14 protein-coding genes are annotated in these 16,707 nt (G+C 57.6%); 3 read left to right on the top strand and 11 right to left on the bottom strand.

The genetic code is table 11. The annotated features are described in order from the left end of the window. Positions 1–282 precede the first annotated feature (282 nt). The gene (locus tag RUM8411_RS16830; RefSeq protein ID WP_085823866.1) at positions 283–1,374 is read right to left on the bottom strand and encodes an aminomethyl transferase family protein; all 1,092 of its coding nucleotides are present in this window, start codon (positions 1,372–1,374) and stop codon (positions 283–285) included. A 12-nt stretch (positions 1,375–1,386) separates the two neighbouring features. Then, positions 1,387–2,940 carry a trimethylamine methyltransferase family protein gene (locus tag RUM8411_RS16825; protein WP_268808362.1) on the bottom strand — a complete coding sequence of 518 codons (1,554 nt, stop codon included), beginning with the start codon at positions 2,938–2,940 and terminating at the stop codon, positions 1,387–1,389. A 109-nt stretch (positions 2,941–3,049) separates the two neighbouring features. Here RUM8411_RS16825 and RUM8411_RS16820 point away from each other — a divergent pair, with 109 nt between their 5' ends. After that, positions 3,050–3,928, top strand: a complete 879-nt coding sequence (locus RUM8411_RS16820) for a LysR family transcriptional regulator (protein ID WP_085823864.1) — start codon at positions 3,050–3,052, stop codon at positions 3,926–3,928. Positions 3,929–4,123: 195 nt separating this feature from the next. Here RUM8411_RS16820 and RUM8411_RS16815 read toward each other — a convergent pair whose 3' ends face one another. Then, entirely contained in the window at positions 4,124–5,017 is an 894-nt protein-coding gene (locus RUM8411_RS16815) for a LysR substrate-binding domain-containing protein (protein ID WP_085823863.1), read from the bottom strand. Positions 5,018–5,205: 188 nt separating this feature from the next. On the opposite strand from RUM8411_RS16815, the gene RUM8411_RS16810 reads away from it, so the two are divergent. Continuing rightward, positions 5,206–6,174, top strand: a complete 969-nt coding sequence (locus RUM8411_RS16810; RefSeq protein WP_085823887.1) for an NAD(P)-dependent oxidoreductase — start codon at positions 5,206–5,208, stop codon at positions 6,172–6,174. 322 nt (positions 6,175–6,496) lie between these two features. Here the strand turns inward: RUM8411_RS16810 and RUM8411_RS16805 are convergent, their stop codons facing one another. From RUM8411_RS16805 to RUM8411_RS16775, 7 genes are all read right to left on the bottom strand, one after another. Then, a complete protein-coding gene (locus RUM8411_RS16805; protein ID WP_085823862.1) occupies positions 6,497–8,071 on the bottom strand; it encodes a zinc-binding metallopeptidase family protein in 1,575 nt (524 codons plus the stop codon). Between the two features lie 80 nt (positions 8,072–8,151). After that, entirely contained in the window at positions 8,152–9,465 is a 1,314-nt protein-coding gene (locus RUM8411_RS16800) for a TRAP transporter large permease (RefSeq protein WP_085823861.1), read from the bottom strand. Then, on the bottom strand, positions 9,458–10,075 hold the full coding sequence (locus tag RUM8411_RS16795) for a TRAP transporter small permease subunit (protein WP_085823860.1): 618 nt from the start codon (positions 10,073–10,075) through the stop codon (positions 9,458–9,460). Before RUM8411_RS16795 ends, RUM8411_RS16800 begins: the two co-directional genes overlap by 8 nt. After that, positions 10,075–11,091: a TRAP transporter substrate-binding protein gene (locus RUM8411_RS16790; RefSeq protein ID WP_085823859.1), complete on the bottom strand. Its 1,017-nt coding sequence runs from the start codon at positions 11,089–11,091 to the stop codon at positions 10,075–10,077. Before RUM8411_RS16790 ends, RUM8411_RS16795 begins: the two co-directional genes overlap by 1 nt. Positions 11,092–11,150: 59 nt before the next feature. After that, positions 11,151–12,077 carry a CobW family GTP-binding protein gene (locus tag RUM8411_RS16785; protein WP_085823858.1) on the bottom strand — a complete coding sequence of 309 codons (927 nt, stop codon included), beginning with the start codon at positions 12,075–12,077 and terminating at the stop codon, positions 11,151–11,153. Between the two features lies 1 nt (position 12,078). Further along, on the bottom strand, positions 12,079–13,836 hold the full coding sequence (locus RUM8411_RS16780; RefSeq protein ID WP_085823857.1) for an amidohydrolase: 1,758 nt from the start codon (positions 13,834–13,836) through the stop codon (positions 12,079–12,081). After that, a complete protein-coding gene (locus tag RUM8411_RS16775) occupies positions 13,833–14,936 on the bottom strand; it encodes an arginase family protein (RefSeq protein WP_085823856.1) in 1,104 nt (367 codons plus the stop codon). Before RUM8411_RS16775 ends, RUM8411_RS16780 begins: the two co-directional genes overlap by 4 nt. Before the next feature lie 151 nt (positions 14,937–15,087). On the opposite strand from RUM8411_RS16775, the gene RUM8411_RS16770 reads away from it, so the two are divergent. Next, positions 15,088–16,014, top strand: a complete 927-nt coding sequence (locus RUM8411_RS16770; protein WP_085823855.1) for a LysR substrate-binding domain-containing protein — start codon at positions 15,088–15,090, stop codon at positions 16,012–16,014. Positions 16,015–16,026: 12 nt separating this feature from the next. On the opposite strand, the gene RUM8411_RS16765 is transcribed toward RUM8411_RS16770, so the two are convergent. Further along, positions 16,027–16,611: a cupin domain-containing protein gene (locus RUM8411_RS16765; RefSeq protein WP_085823886.1), complete on the bottom strand. Its 585-nt coding sequence runs from the start codon at positions 16,609–16,611 to the stop codon at positions 16,027–16,029. Positions 16,612–16,707 lie beyond the last annotated feature (96 nt).

Genomic DNA, 16,707 nt, shown 5'->3' with positions numbered 1-16,707 from the left:
ACCTACAGAAACGTAAACGCTGCAAATCCCAGCCTCGCTTAGCCCGAACCTCGACCCAAAAGAAATTCCAAAACATAGTCGTCGATCGCACTGTCAGCCGACGCGGATGATGCCTAGGAAACTTGCTGAGAAAACGACGATGGACGAACTGGCCGCGTAAGGCCAACAAGCAAACAATAAGGACCCTCCGCGAGACGGGGGAAACTGGGATCTCAGGTCAAATTGAATGCACGGCCGGTTATAGCAGCCGAATTCACTGTAAATCTGATTTTGCGTCTCCGCCTAACTATGTGTTCGGGTTTTCTTGGGGTCATAGATGGGGCTGGACACGATTTTGGAAGTTGTATCGAAACCGTCTCCTGCGACCTCTAGCGATGTTCCGAGCGGTAGATCGGGGTGGACATGGGCAAGGGCGAGGGACTTCCCCATCCGGTGTGAATAGCAAGGGCTATTGATCACGCCCACATCTTTGCCGCTGAGTGAAAGTGTTTCACCACCAGCAACCATGTCGGGGTGGTCGATGTCCAGGCAGACGTTGTTGACCTGCTCTTGTCCGCGCGCCGCCAACAGGGCGGCTTTACCGCGAAAGTCGCCTTTTGACCTGCTGACCGTAAAGCCCAGGCCGACTTCCCAAGGTGTATTTTCCTCGGTCATGTCATAGCCATAAAACAGAAGACCCGCCTCGATGCGAACCTTGTCCAGCGCCGTAAAGGAGCATGGTGTGACGCCTGTGTTTACCAATTTGTCCCAGATATCGGTGATTACAGCCCCGTTGGCGAAAACTTCATACCCGCGCTCGCCGGAGTAACCGGTTCGCGAGATACGGCAGGCGTGACCAAAGAGCGTCGCAGGCGCGTGTTCGAAATAGGCCAATGCAGCCACGTCGATATCTGTATGAGCATTTAGGATATCCAGCGCAGCTGGTCCCTGAACCGACACATCATGCAGGTCATCGGTGAAATCGATCTGAACGCCGCGCCCTTTTGCTGAGGCTTCCAGAAGCGCCATCGTATCACCAGATCCATGCACGATCATCCATTCGTCGCCGCCATTGTTTGACACAATGGCATCGTCCGCAATACCGCCCGCTTCGGTCAGCACACAAAGATAGGCCGCCTTGCCCGGCGGTACTTTTGACAGATCGCGCGTCGTCAAGTGATCCAGCACCGCCTGAGCCTCAACGCCACGCACAAACACTTTCTTGAGCGGCGACATGTCAAACATGCCGGCCCTGTCGCGCACGGCGTCGTGCTCGTCATTCGGGTCAGTATTGTAGGTCCAGGCAGTGCCCATTCCGTTCCAGTCCTCCAACCCTGATCCAAGCGCGGTGTGTCGCGATGCGAGGGCCGATGTGCGGCTGAGTTCCTTGGTCATGTCATGTCCCTTTTAGTACCATTCGTCCGGCATCGCCGCCTTGCGCTCAGCAACGAAATCCTCAAGCGCGGCACGAATGTCGGGGTTCATTTCAGGTTGTTGGTAGTCATCCAGCAATTGCTGCCAGCGCGCGGTTGCCCGTTGATCAGCGGTGAGTGAACCGTTCTCGACCCAGGCTTCATAAGTTCCAGCATCGGAAATCTGCGGTTCGAAATTGGCCGTTTTGTAATGGCGCAGTGTGTGGCTGGTAGAAAGGAAGTTCTCGCCCGGCCCAGCCTCGAGATAGGCATCGCGGCCATAGGTTTCCTCGTCAGTGTCGAAACCTTGCAGTAATTTCAACATTGCACCGCAGTGATCGACGTCCATGATGAATTTCTCATAGGACATGACCAGCCCACCTTCGAGCCACCCCGCGGCATGCCAGACCTGATGCGCGCCTGACAAAAGCGTTGCCCACATCGCGCCGGTACTATCCTGCATGGCCTGTCCGTCGGGCGCATTGGACGCGGTCATCTGCCCGCCACCCGACCGAACGGGCACACCAAGCCTGCGCCCCAGTTGCGTCAACGCCATTGTGGCCAGGTTCGCTTCGGGCGAGCCAAAGGTCAGAGCACCGGAGCGCAGGTTCATCGTGGAATGGAACGAACCAAAGACAACCGGGCAGCCTGGTCGAACCAGTTGCGTCAGCGCAATGCCTACCATTGCTTCGGCCAGAGTCTGCGCTGCGACCGCCGTAAGTGAAAGCGGCCCCATGGCACCCGCAAAGATCGCCGGAGAGACGCAGACGCATTGGTTTGCCCCGGCATAGATCCGAAGCGCGTCTGACATGGTATGATCGTAGACCAACGGCGAATTAACGTTGATATTGCCCTGCATGACCGCGTGGCGTTCCATAACGTTGTGCCCAAAAACCAGCCCGGCCATTTGGATGCTGTCGCGTGCGCGCTCGGGTGCGGTGACCGCCCCCATGAAGGGTTTGGTGGACAGGGTAAGATGCGCCAGCATCATATCAAGGTGGCGCTTGTTGACCGGCACATCTGTCGGCTCCACCACAGTGCCACCAGAATGGTGCAAGGCGGGTGTGCTGAAGGCGAGCTTCACGAAATTGCGGAAGTCTTCGAGAGTGGCATAGCGCCGGCCGCACGTCAGATCACTTACGAAAGGTGACCCATATCCGGGCATCAGCACGACATTGTCGCCACCAAGTCTCACGGTGTGCATCGGATCGCGCCCATACAGATCAAATTCTTCAGGAGCGGTAGAGCACAGTTCGCGGGCTTGCCCGGGCTCAAAACGAACTCGTTCTCCATCGATCCGGGCGCCCGCCTGTTGAAACAAGTCCAGAGCGGTCCTGTCTCCTCTGAATTCAACGCCAATGGTGTCCAGAATCCAATCCGCCTGATCTTCGATTCTGATCAGGTCCTGACTACTTAGAAGATTGTATGCCGGAATCCGGCGTCCCTGGAATGTCGGATGCAAAGTGGAAGAGCTATGGCGCTTCATACGTCTGCGCCGCGCCCTGGGGCGACCACGTACAGAAGTGCCAGGAGTATCCGGAGTGTTCAAATGACCCAACGCTCTCTCTCCGTTTGATTACCGTTAGGCAAATAAACACGGCAAAGTGGTGTTGAAAAATCGAGTTTTTCTTTTCACCGCGTTCAAAAAATTTATACTCATGCCCATGAAATCACGCTTCCGACATCACGACCTTCTCAGATTGTTTCTAGAGATCGCCCGCCACCCGAGCTTTTCGGAGGCCGCGGCAGCGCTGAACATGACAAAAGGGGCCGTCAGCTATCAGATCAAGACGCTGGAAGCCGAATTGGGTATGGTTCTGTTCCGACGCACAACGCGCGGCGTGGCGTTGACTGGTGAGGGGGTCAAGCTGAAGGATGCTTGTCAGGGCCACTTCGATGGAATTGAAACACAGCTTTCCGCCCTCAGAGGGAAACTCGCCCGGAGTCTGACGGTGGGGGTCTCAACCTATTTTGCTGCGCGATGGCTCTCGCCGCGTCTGATGACCTTCATGCAGGCGCATCAGGACGTGCAGTTACGCATACAGCCGATGATCGAGTTTTCAGACCATGAAGTGCAGGACATCGATCTTGCGGTCAGGTGGGGCAATGGCGGCCGGAACAATGGTGTTGTGACACCTTTCTTGCCATCGCCTGCCTACCCTGTCGGCAATTCCGATACTGCCCGCCTTGTCGATGAGCTGGGTATGGAACGTGCCATCTCGCAGTTGACGTTGCTGCGGGACCGCGATGACAGCAACGCGTGGTCGGACTGGCTGGAGACCACCGGGCTTCCCCAGCAGACGCGGCACGACGTATTGATTGTTCCGGACCCCAACGTTCGGGTGCAAGCTGTGGTTGATGGTCAGGGCATTGCTCTGATGGATGATCTTGTCCAAGACGAACTGGAGGCAGGGAAGTTATTCCGGCTGTCTCCGGCAGAGCTTTCTGACTACGGCTACTTTATCGTTCAACCAAGCTATGCTGCCGTGACTGAACCCGCCCGGATCTTTTCTGATTGGCTTCTAAGTCAGGCCTGACCTGTCGTGCCTTTCACTTTGAAGCCCAAGAACATCCTAACCAGAAGAACGAGAGTTGATCAGCCGGTTCCAGCGATGGCTGTCGCGAGAATAGGTGCTTAGCCATTTGACATGAGACAGCTCGACCAGGTGAAGGCAGCCGCGTAAAATCTAAAGACTTGGGACGAAGCGAAGGTTCCTTTTTGCCTATGCGACCTAAGAGACATTGCCCGAAGCGAATTGATCCCGCAGCCAGGCTTCAAACAGATCCACCTCGGGACGTGTTACGCGTTTGGATGGGCGACGCATCAGATAATGCGCGTCCGGAAAGGGAATGGGTCTGCCCACCGGAGTTATGCCAGAGGTGAGGCCGCCTTGTTTTTCGACCAGACGACTCAGGACCGTCGCGTAACCGCCTCCGCTCGCTACCAATTGCAATGCTGAAATCGTGGTATCCATGAAGTACTGCGGCACCTCCGGCAGCATGGAACAGCCGTTTGCACCGAAATACCTTTCCCAATTGCCCTCGTGTCCCAGAATGTGGATCAGCGGGCCGTGCAGAAAGTCTTTGGCTTGCCTGACCTTTTTTTTGCTGTTTGCGGCGCAGATCGGAATGATCGTTTCGTCGGACAGTTTTTCCGACTGCGCATCGGTCCAGTCCCCTCGGCCAAGGCGTAGCTCGACATCAACCCCTTCCAGATTTGTCGCCTCGGTCCAGATATTCGTAACCACCCGCAGATCAATCCCGGGATGTTCCTGTCGGAACTCGGGCAATCGGGGTGATAGCCAAAGCGCCGCCGTCGAGATCGGAGCCTTTATGGTAATCGTTCTGGCGGCAATCGGTCCGAACAGGCTTGCCGAAACCAAGTCAATATCCGCAAAAGCCTGCCGCACCGTTGTGGCATAGGCTTGCCCCAACTCTGTCAAAGTCAGGTGCCGTGCACGCCTGTGAAACAGGTTGTTGTTGATCTGCTGCTCAAGCGATCTGATATGCAGGCTGACGGCAGTCTGCGTCAGGCCAAGCTCAACACTGGCATCGGTAAAGTTCATATGCCGTGCTGCGGCCTCAAAGCTGCGCAACCAGGTCAGGTTTATCGGCTTTGCGGGCATTTATCACCAAATATTTTTTGTGGTAAATTCATTTATTTATCATTTTCGAATTTGGATCAAGCGGGTGATAAAATGGCTGACGCTTGTCTACGGTTTTGGTGAGGGTTCACTTTCCGAGATCAATTGCCGGTTTTCGGCTCAGCAGAAAAGCTCAGGTTGACCCTACACACTTACGGAAGGATGAAATGATGAAGGTTGGATTTATTGGTCTTGGCAATGTCGGCGGCAAGCTCTCTGGCAGCTTGCTGCGGAACGGGATTGATCTGACCGTGCTTGATTTGAACATTGATCTGATGGACGTGGCGGTGGGCAAAGGCGCAAAGGTCGCGGAAAATGCTGCGGCGCTGATGCGCGATTGCGACGCGGTGATCACCTGTCTGCCATCGCCTGCGGCATCGGATGCGGTCATGAAAGAGATGTTGCCAGAGGTGAAAGAGGGCAAGATCTGGCTGGAAATGTCGACCACGGATCAGGCCGAAGCCGAGCGCCTTGGTGATCTTGTGATCGCGGCAGGTGGGGCTGCTGTGGATTGCCCGGTATCCGGTGGATGTCATCGGGCCGATACCGGAAACATCTCAATCTTTGCCGGCTGCGACCGGGCTACGTTTGACCGCATCCTGCCGCTTTTGACAACCATGGGTCGGCGCATCCTGCATACCGGAGAACTGGGCAGCGCCTCTATGCTCAAAGTGTTGACCAACTATCTGGCGACCGTCCATCTTGCCGCCAATGCCGAGGCACTGGTAACCGCAAAGGCGGCCGGAATGGACCTGAACACGGCTTACGAAGCGATCAAGATCTCATCGGGCAACAGCTTCTCTCATGTCACCGAAAGCCAGGTCATCCTGAACGGGTCGCGCGATATCTCGTTCACCATGGACCTTGTGAAAAAGGATGTGGGGCTGTTCCAGAGCATTGCTGAACGCAATGGCGTGCCGTTGGAAATCTCTCCTTTGATCTGCCAGATTTTCGAGGATGGCATTGCGCGCTATGGCGACCGGGAATTGTCGCCCAATATTATCCGCCGTCTGGAGGACGCGACAGGGCTGTCGATCCTGGCCCCCGGTTTCCCGCCCGAAATGACCGATGATGAACCAGAAGAGCCGGGATATGAGGTGATCCCGCAAAGTTTGGCCACGACATCTGCCGCTGAATAACCAGGCAAACGCCCGGTCGTGGCAAACTGAAGGAAATGGCTGGCACGTAGAGGGTTAATGGACAACTTCTCAAAAATCTAGATTGGGGGCGAATGGGTCAAGCCATCGTCAGTTCGTCAATTTCCATTTCTCACCCCAACGACCGAGGCGACAGATCCGATGTCGACACTGCACGGCAGTCCAGGCGGCGAACGAGTTCCCGCAAACCAGCGGGCAAGAGCGGCGGGACCTACTTGAGCGTCAGTTGAAAGAAACCAAAAGGCGCGTCGGTGATCCTGCTTGGGTCATGAGAGGGTAATGGGCGCGCCAGACACCAGTGGATTTACCTCTTGGTTGGGATCCACCAGTCATATCCGCGCGGGGTTGTAACATATTCGGGCCAGCGAAAGTTGAACGGCGGCTCGTAATCACAAAGCGGAGGAATCCAGTTCGCCCCTGCGATACCTCCCCCTGTGCGTTTGACAAATTCGGCCATGGCAGCTGTTCGGGCGTCTTCATCTTCTAACAGGCGCAACGCCGAGGCTGCACATATTTTGGCAGCGGTCCGTACCATCGGGTTGATTGTCTCGGGCATTCCGCCAAGTGCATTCATCGCCCAGGCAGGCAATCCCGCGCCAGCCGGTGCGCGCAGGGCAGGGCGCGCGACGTAAAACCGGGCAGTCGGCGTGTGCCAGCACATATCGGTATAGTCATCTGAGGTTGAATTCTGCTGTTCTGGCGGCAGCGACTGGCGCAGGATAGCTTCGGCTTCGAGTGGATCCTGCAATCGGGTCAGCGCATCAATGAACGGGTTTGGGGTGGGGGCAAACCCCAGATTGCGCTGAACCTCGCGCCCCAGTTCCAATCCTTCTTCGGACCAGGCTGGCGCGCCGACCTGCTGCATAACATCCCAGACCAGATCCGCCATGGCGTGGTTGGCAAGACCGGGGCGCGATTTGGCGACCCAATGCCGTTCATAGCGGCAGCCCGTCATGTCCGCAGCGGCGCGGGCGTTGCGGTCCAGAACTTTGACCACCTGTTCAGCCATCTCAATCGTGGGGACGCGCATCATGTAATTGATGTCAGCCAAGGCAGCTGGCAGGTTGTCGGCAGTGGCTTGTCCCGCGGTCAGGATCGCCTCGGAGATAGACCAGCCACCAGAGTGAGGCAGCATCGAGTCGCGCAAGGATTTTGAGCTGGTATACATCAGGTTCAACGCATCATTGGCCCCGGGCGCCCGTACCGCGCTATGCGCCTGTGGAATGGGAGCACCATCGCGCGCACCCCAATGTTCTGGCTGATCACAGATAAACCGGTAGATGACCGAATAAGCGGCCCCGCAATGGGTATCCCGGCGCACTGTATTGCACATTGGCAGCATGTAGAAAGGGTGGAATGACAACATGCCCGCCAGCCCGTCATAGTATCCTTTGGCCGCGTGAATGGGCTTGGAGCCGCGCACCTTTTCGGCCGGTTCACCGGTAAAACGCAAGCCGCCCTTGATCCCGTGTTTTTCCATCGCGGCTTTGGTTGCCAGAAGCCCGCCAAGTGCACCAATGCCCAGCCCTGAATGCGGGTCCGTGTGGCCGCCTGCATGGATGTTCAGGCCCTCGCGCGGTGCTTGATATGGAACCGCTGCCTGGCAATTACCTGGAATGCCGTCATATTCGGCGTACATTCCCACCACCGGTCCCGCACCATTATGCCATTCAGCGCAAAAGGCGGTGGGCATGCCACCGGATCCTTCTTCCACCGTGAAGCCTTCTGCCCGCAGCCGCTCAACATACCAGGCCGCCGAGCGGTACTCGCGCCAAGCCGTTTCACCGTAGTCAAATATCGTGGCGCACCAGTCCGACAACTCGGGCATGCGCTGATCCACATAGGATTGCGAAGTGTGTTGGGCGGCGGAGAACAGCATGACATCACCGGGAATAGGCAGGATATGAACGCTCCGGCGAAGCCGCCGCCGGAGAGGTTGTTTCAGGTGATCAGGGCCGCTTAGAACAGCAACCCGGGCAGCCACATGGCGATTTGCGGGAAGGCCACAACAAGCGCCAGGCCAAAAATTTGCAGGATCACAAATGGAATGGCCGACCAATAGATGTCACCGATTGTGATGTCTTTCGGTGCGACCGAGCGCATGTAAAACAGGTTATAGCCGAAGGGTGGCGTCAGATAGGCCGACTGCATTGACAGGACGAACAGCACCGCAAACCATGTGGTGTCATACCCCAAATCCTTTACGATCGGGACAAACAGCGGGATTGTGATGAACAGGATCGCAAAGTCATCGAGGAACATGCCGAGGATGAAATAGGTGGCCAGCATCGTGATGATCACCCAGATCGGCGCCAGGTCGTTATCCTCGACCAGTTCGGTCACGATCTGACCTGCACCTAGCCCGACATAGATCTTGGAAAAGAAGACTGCCGCCAGGGCGATCCACATCAGCATGCCCATGATCTTGGTGGTGGACAGCATGACGTATTTCAACATGTCCATGCTGAGACGGCGTTGGAGCGCCGCAATTACCAATGCGCCGAATGCGCCGATGGCTGAAGCCTCGGACGGAGAGGTCACTCCGCCGATGATGCACCCCAGCACCGTGGTGATCAAAAGGCCGGGTGCGATGAGGAATCGTAAGGATGCAAGTTTTTCCATCGCCGAGTAGGTCTCGGTCGCGGGCGGGCCCATTCTCGGGTCAATCCGGCAGCGGATCAGGATATAGGCAATATAGATCGTTGCCAGCATCAGCCCCGGCACCAGTCCGGCGGCAAACAGCTTGCCCACGGAATCGCGCGACAGGAAGGCATATATGATCATCAGAACCGAGGGCGGGATCAGAAAGCCAAGCGCGCCGCCTGCCATGATCGTTCCAGTCACCAGCCGCTTGTCATACCCGTGTTTCAGCATCGACGGCAGCGCAATAATGCCAAGTGACACGGTCGCTGCGCCGGAAACCCCGGCCATCGCCGCGATCAAGGCGCAGATAATCACGGTGCCGATCCCCAACCCGCCAGGCCATTGCCCCATCAGCTTGTGCATCATCGAAAACAGGTCATCGGTGAGCCCGGATCGCTGTAGAACAAGCCCCATGAAGATGAACATCGGCAGCGCCACCAGTAGGAAATTATCCATCGAACTGAAGGTAGAGGTGATCAACAGATCCAGCCCGCCGTCGCCATAGACCAGATAGGCCATCACGGCCCCGCAGGTCAGCAATGCGAATGACAAAGGCGAACCTATCGCCATAAGCACAAGCATCGAGGCAAACATGATCAGCGTGATGACAAGCGGGTCGAGATCAAGCATTGTCTTTACCTGTTGGCTTTGTGGATTCAGTCGGCTGATCCGGCAGCGCTTCGGCGGCGAGCACCGGGTCCGCGGGCTCATCTTCTGCGCGCCGGGGATCGTCGTAAGCGATGCCAAGCGCGGTCAGGACTGCCCGCACCAGTTCCGCCAATACCTGCAACAGCAGCAGGCCAACGGCGACGGGAATAACTGTCTTGATCGGGTAGAGCGGCGGCTGCCAGATGCTTTTGTTTGAGAATTCGCGCACCGCCCAGCTGTCAGCGGCAAAGGCTATGGCCAATTTCAGGAATATCGCAAGCACCACCAAAGCAAGCGAGAACGTCACGACATCAAGGCCTGCCCTGACACGCGGTGGCAATGCGCCCCAAATCACTTCGCTGCGCACATGGCCCTGATGGCGCAGCGTATAGACGCCGGCCAGAATGCAGAAGCCACCATACAGCATGGTGCCGGTTTCATGCGCCCAAATCGTCGGGCTGTTGAAGAAATACCTGGCAACAATTTCGAACATCAGCACGCCGATCATCGCCAATGTCAGCCATGAAATGACCTGACCGAGAAACTCGGACAGGCCATCCTGAATGACAAGATATCTTGTCACAATCTGCATCAAAGCCGTCCCTGGGCCTTGGCGTTTGCCACAATCAGGTCGATCAGCTTCTGATTTCGCTCGGAACGCCCGGCCTCTTCTGCCCAGACGCTTTGCGCCGCTTCGGTCAACGCCTTGGTGTCTTCGGCTGGCAGGGTGCTGAACTCAAAGATGTCATCGGGGAAAGATTTGTTGCCATCGTTCAGCCACGCTTCGACATTGGCAGCAAAGTTGGCAAGCTCTTCTTCCACAATGGTCCGCTGCTCATCGCTCAGCTTGGCCCAGGTATCAGGGTTGGCCAGATATGTTTCAGTCCAACCCGGGGTCAGCATGTTGAGGCGGGTGTAATGTTTCGCGCTCTCGTTCAGCTTCAGGTGATGGTAATCCACGGCGCTGCCATAGATGACGCCGTCAATAACGCCGGTCGAAAGGCCGACATACAGTTCCTGCCCGGGCAGAGACACGGTCGGGATGTCGAATTGCTGCAGAACTTTGGCCACATTCGATGTCGCACGGATTTTGAAGTTCTTCAGGTCGTCCAGACTGGTGATAGGCTCTTTGGTCAGCAGATCATAGTCCGAGCCATAGGATTTACCCAGAAACACAGTGCCAGCTTCGGCATAAGCTTCTGTCAGCAGCGCCTGTGCCTCGGGCCTGCCCAGAACTTCCTTGGCTTCCTCGATTGTGGTCCAGGCGCCCGGCAGCCCGGTTTCGATATTGCCGATGTCCACCTGGCCGGACCAGTAGCTGCCGACGCCATGGGCCATATCAATTGTGCCTTTGGCCACCGCATCCACCAACTGGTCGGACGGCACCAGTTCGCCGCCACGGAAGTACTGAATGCGCACTTCGCCATCGGTGCGGTCTTTCACGGCATCGCGGAACTCTTTGGCGATATCGTCGATTTCTGTGCCGAAATAGGTATGGAAACGCAGGCGCACAGTGTCGGCCGATGCAGCGGCACCTAGGCATGCAGCCGCAACCGCGCCCGCCATTGTGCCGAATACTGTCCGGCGGGAGATAAGCTTGAAGTTCATGATATCCTCCTTATCGTAACTTCGTCTTGTCGTTTGTGCGTCGGGCGCAGACCGCCAGTTCAACCGGGGCCTTGGGCGACCTCCAATTCGTGCCTGATCTGTTCGGCGGTGATGGCGTTGGCATATCCGATGCCAACGATGGCTGTTCGGGGCACTCCGTCCCAAGCGCCTGATTTTGCGAAATCAATCCGGGCGCCGACCTTATTAAAGACGATGCGCTCTGTCGGGAATTCGTCGCAGTAGACTATGCCCTTGGCCCGATACAGCGCGCCTGACATGCGTTTCAGACTGGCTTGCAGCCTTTTGTAGGACACCGATTTGTCGCTGGACCAATGCGCCGATACGAACTGATTGGGCAGCGCGGTCTCGGGCGCGCTGATCTGTTCCAAGTTGCCACGGCGCTGATCCAGCAGAACCGACACCGGAACCGCGCCATGGGTCGCCTCAAGCGCCGGCAGGTCAGCAAACAGCCAGCGGTCATAAATCGCGCGCCGCGCCTCAGGGTCGACCAGATCTGCCTTGGTGGCGATGATCAGGTCGGCGGCCTCGATCTGGCTGCGCACCAGATGATGCGCCTCGTCCGACAGGCCGTCGATATTGGCCACGTCGATCAATGTGACCACGCTGTCCAGCCGCGCAAAACGGCTAAGCTGTGGATAGCCGAAAACCGAGGCGATGCGGCCCGGTTGCGCAACGCCGCTGGTTTCGATCAACAGGTATTCCGGCGGATTGTCCGAGGTGAACATCGTGTGCAGTTGCGCGACCATATCGCTTTGGATCGAACAGCAGACGCAGCCGTTCGACAGTTCCATCACCTCGCGTTCACGCTTGATGATCAGATCGGTGTCGATATTCACCGCGCCAAAGTCATTCACCAAAACAGTGATGTTGCACGCCTGATCAGACTGCAGCAGCTGGTTGATCAGAGTGGTTTTGCCGGCCCCCAGAAAGCCCGAAATGATGGTGACGGGAATGCGTTTGTCCATCTCAGATCACCACCGGGTAGAAATCCGGAACGTTCGAGGTGACCCGGCACGCTTGCAGACTGTCTTTGGTCCAGCCGTTGGGGTCATGCACCACCGCGCCATCCAGCATGGTCATCTGCACTTCGGTCTTGTGGAGCTGGCCTTTGGGGTCGATATCCAGCAGGTTCTGATCCAGCACGATCATATCCGCCGCCTTGCCGGCAGTGATCGAGCCCGCCTGATCTTCGATACCCATGGAATAGGCACCGTTGATTGTCAGCATTTCGATGGCCTCGGGCACTGTGATGGGATCACCCAACTGGCCTTCCATCTCGCCCCAGGGGTTGGCCCGTGTCACCAGCGCCTCGAACCCGATCCAGGGGTCGATGCTGCTGACCGGCCAATCGGAGCCAATGACCGCCACGCCGCCATGATCTAGCACGCCGCGCACGTTATAGGCCTTGTGCAGCTTGTCGCCATAGGCCGAGCGGGCCCCGATGGTAAAGTTCGACGGATACCACCCCACCGGTGAGAATTCGGCGATCACGTCCAGCTCTTTGAACCGCGGCAGGTTGCCGTCGTGCAGAATGGTGCTGTGGGCGCATTGGTGGCGCATGCCCGGCCCGTTGCGGCGGCGGCATTCTTCGACTGCATCCAAAAAGATGTCAGATGCACCGTCACCGGTGCAATGGGCCACCACGCGGATGCGCTTGCGGTCCATCTCGGCCACCATGTCGCAGATATGCTCGGGCGTCAGGTTGAGAGAGCCGCGCCACTCTTTCTCATTCGGCCATGGCGACAGGAAATACGAGGTTTTGGGCTCGGCGGTGCCGTCAAAGTGGAACTTGACCGCATTGGCGTTCAGCCGTTTCGATCGGTAATAATGACGTTCGCCCGACAGCAGCTCCCATCGGCGTGCAACCGGAAAGATGTCATCCTGCCAACTGATCGCTGCCTCAACCCGAAGGGGCAGCTCGCCGCTGATGTCAATTGCCCGCAGCGCGTCCAGACGGTTTTCGCAGACATGCAGGTATTTGGTCGCCACCACGCCACGGGCGGATTGGAACCGCGCCCCTTCGCGATAGGCACGCAGCAGCGCATGCTGCGGCGGGGGCGGCATCGCGGCCATGATCATGGCATAGGCACCATCGACCAGAATGCCGTTGGGCTCTCGGGTCAGTGGATCGCGGACGATATAGCCATTGTTGGGATCATGCGTCTCGGCGGTGACACCGGCCAGTTCCAGCGCCCTGGAGTTGGCCATGCAACTGCCCCACATCCGATCCATGATCGCAACCGGTCGGTCGGTGATGAAACTGTCCAGCCAGTCGCGGCCCGGCTCAATGCCTGCCTTTCGGAACGTATAGTGGACAAAATGCTTGCCAAAAACCCAGCCGCCATTTGCCGCATCCGTCGGATGCGCGGCGGCATAGGCAAGGATTGCCTGTTTGACCTGCTCCGGGTCGGGAGTTTCCAGGCCGACATCCAGATAGTCCGAATACTTCGGCCCCAGAGCCAGATCGGGATGGGTGTGCATGTCGTAAAGGCCGGGCATGGCAAAAGCCCCACCCAAATCCTGGACATGGGTCTCTGGCCCGATCAGCGGCGTTACATCCGTGTTGGAGCCGACCGCCACAAACATGCCGTCCTTGATCGCGACGGCCTCGGCCCAGGGCCGGTCTTCGTCAACGGTGTAGATCCGACCGTTAGTGAACACCAGATCCGCACCCAGATCACGCTGGGGACTGTGGGTTGAGATGTACTGAGCCAAACGTGTCACCGGAACTGCCCTTCGGAATCGCTGTTGGACCAGCTGGTCTGGCGACGCGCGCCTTGCCGACGCGCCCGCGCTTCAGCCAACAGGCACAGCATCTCGAAGGCGGTGCCCGCAGCCAGGCAGGCGGACATGCCCGTCGGGTCGTAAACCGGGCTGAGTTCAACCAGATCGGCGCCCACGACGTTCACATCGTAAAGACCGCGAATGATGTCGCGCACCTGTTCGCCGGTCAGGCCAAACGGCTCGGGCAATGTGGTGCCGGGCATGATGGAACAGTCGAACGCATCGGTATCAATCGACAGGTACACCCGATCGCTGCCAACCACGCGGCGGACTTCCTCCAGCGCGTATTCCACGCCTTTCGATTGCAGCTCTTCGGCCAGCATTACCCGCATGCCGGCTTGTGCGCCAAACTCGGCGCGCGGAATTCCACGCCCGCGCAGGCCGATCTGAATGGTCTTCTCCGGGTCGATAAACCCTTCGACCGTGGCGACCTGGAACAGGGTTGCATCCGATACGCGCACGCCCTGAAAGTTGGAGGCCGTATCCGCATGCGCATCGATATGCACCAGCGCCAGCGGGTCCTCGCCATTGTTGCTGAGCGCCCGCAGAATGCCATAGGTACCGGTGTGTTCGCCACCAATGCTAAGCGGGGACACATCCTTTGCCATCAACTGGTCGTACAGCGCGGTGATATCATCCAGGCACGCATCCAGGCTGTAGGGATTGGTCGAAAACTCCAAATCCCCCCAATCGGCAATCCGGCACAGATCAAACGGGCATGTGCGGGTGAAATGGTTGACCATATTGCGGTCGAGCGACCAATAGCGAACGGCCTCGGGGCCCTTGCGTGTGCCGGGGCGCGGGTTGGGTACACCCAGATCCAGCGGCAAGCCGATCATGGCCAGATCCAGCGCATCCAGATCCTTACTATGGGGCGCGCGGAACATGCCCAGAGTGTTGAAGTTGTTCGAGATCATCTCAACCCCTTCGGCCACTGCGCGCCGCAGGAAGGGGCCGAAATCCGGATCCGTGAGGTCAAAGAGATCACGGTTCGCCAAAGCGGCATAGCGGTCCAAACGGTCTTGGGAAAGGCGCGGCATGTTTGCTCCTGCTCACAGTTCTGGCAAGTTGGCGCACAAACTGAGCTAGAGTTTTTTAATCGTCAAATGAAAGGTTTTCGGCTATATCCGCAAAATAAATTCAACTCACTGGCTTCAAGGGTAGGAGCCCTGCTGAACAGGGGAAAGCACAATGGGCCGCAAAGCAGCTGACAGCCAATGGAAACGCTACCCGTCTATGACCGCATTGCGGATGTTGGATGCGATTGCAAAACTGGGCAACATGCAGGCGGCTTCGGGCGCGCTGAATGTCACGCCCAGCGCGGTCTCGCATCAACTGCGTCACCTGGAAGAGATGCTTGGCGTCAAGCTGGTCCACCGGGCTGGGCGGCGGACCGAACTGACCTCGGCGGGCAATCGATATCTGCATGAGGTGCGCAAAGCGCTTGAATTGATCGAAGCTGCAGCGCATCCGCCGGATGCCGAGCCGCGTGGGAACCTGCGCATCAATTGTCCTTCGGGGTTTGGAACCTACTGGTTGGCCCGCGAGATTGGTGAATTCTCGGCCCTGTATCCCAACATCACGCTTGAGATCACCAGTGACAGCGGACAGGTTGACGTGCTTACGAAACAAGCGGATCTGGCCATCCAATATGGGGATGGCGCATGGCCCGGGCTAGCGGTTCAGCATCTGTCAACGCCGCGAACCTTCCCGGTCTGCAGTCCGAAACTGATCGAGCGTCTGGGCCAGATACGCAGCCCCGATGACCTGAAAAATGCCCCTCTGCTGCATCACAACACCACCAGCGATTGGGTGATTTGGCTGGCGGCCGCGACCCAAAACACTATTGAAGTGCAGCGCGGCACAACCTTTTCGGATATGACTCAGCTGATATCGGCCACCATGGCAGGCAGCGGTGTGGCCATCAGCGATTCCTTATTGGCGGAACAGGCGCTGGACGACGGCAAGTTGATCCGCCTGTTCGAAACCGAGGTACCCGCGCAGCAGGCGTATTATCTGGTCGCCGAGAAAGACCGGCTGGAACGGGGTGTCACCCGCATAGCGGCTGAGTGGCTGACCCGGAAGTTCCATGAATATGCCGCGCCCGATCCGCTTTGACGGCCCGTGACCTTAAAATGTGGGTGGAGTGCAGGCGCTGACGATCACGCAAGGTACAGGACCGACCTGACGAAACCGATGCGGCTTGCGGCTATCGAACAGGTAGGCATCACCCGCCCCCAGGATTTTGCGTTCGTTGCCAACGCTGATCTCGATCCGCCCGGACACCACCACTCCGCCTTCCTCGCCATCATGTTCGTACTTCTGTGCTCCGGTATCGGCATTGAGGCCGTAGGTCTCATGCAGAATTTGCAGGGAACGCCCCAACAGATTGCCCCCGACCTGCTTGAGCGACAGCTTGCCCTTGCCGATCTCTTGCAATTCTTCGGCAGCAAAGAACACTTTACGATCCAGATCGGGCTCAAACGCAAAAAACTCTGACAATCCGATAGGAATACCATCCAGAACGCGCTTCAGCGCCCCGACTGACGGGTTCATCCGACCCGATTCGATCAATGATATTGTGGAGTTCTGCACGCCGACCCTTTTGGCAAGCGCGCGCTGGGATAATCCAGCCCTTTCACGCAGATAGCGCAGGCGCGGCCCCAATTCGATCTCGTCAGAAGGCGTCGTGTCAGCTGTGTTCATGGTGTTCATCATAGTGAACACTCTACGGGCGGCCTTATATTTTTCAATAAGTTATGGATCGTCATAAACAGACTTTTTGCAGCATCCAAAATCATACAGATTCCG

Origin of the sequence: Ruegeria meonggei (assembly GCF_900172215.1) — a bacterium.
Classification (GTDB): domain Bacteria; phylum Pseudomonadota; class Alphaproteobacteria; order Rhodobacterales; family Rhodobacteraceae; genus Ruegeria; species Ruegeria meonggei.
Note: the sequence above shows the minus strand (reverse complement) of the source record. Positions and strands in the feature narration are given on the sequence as shown.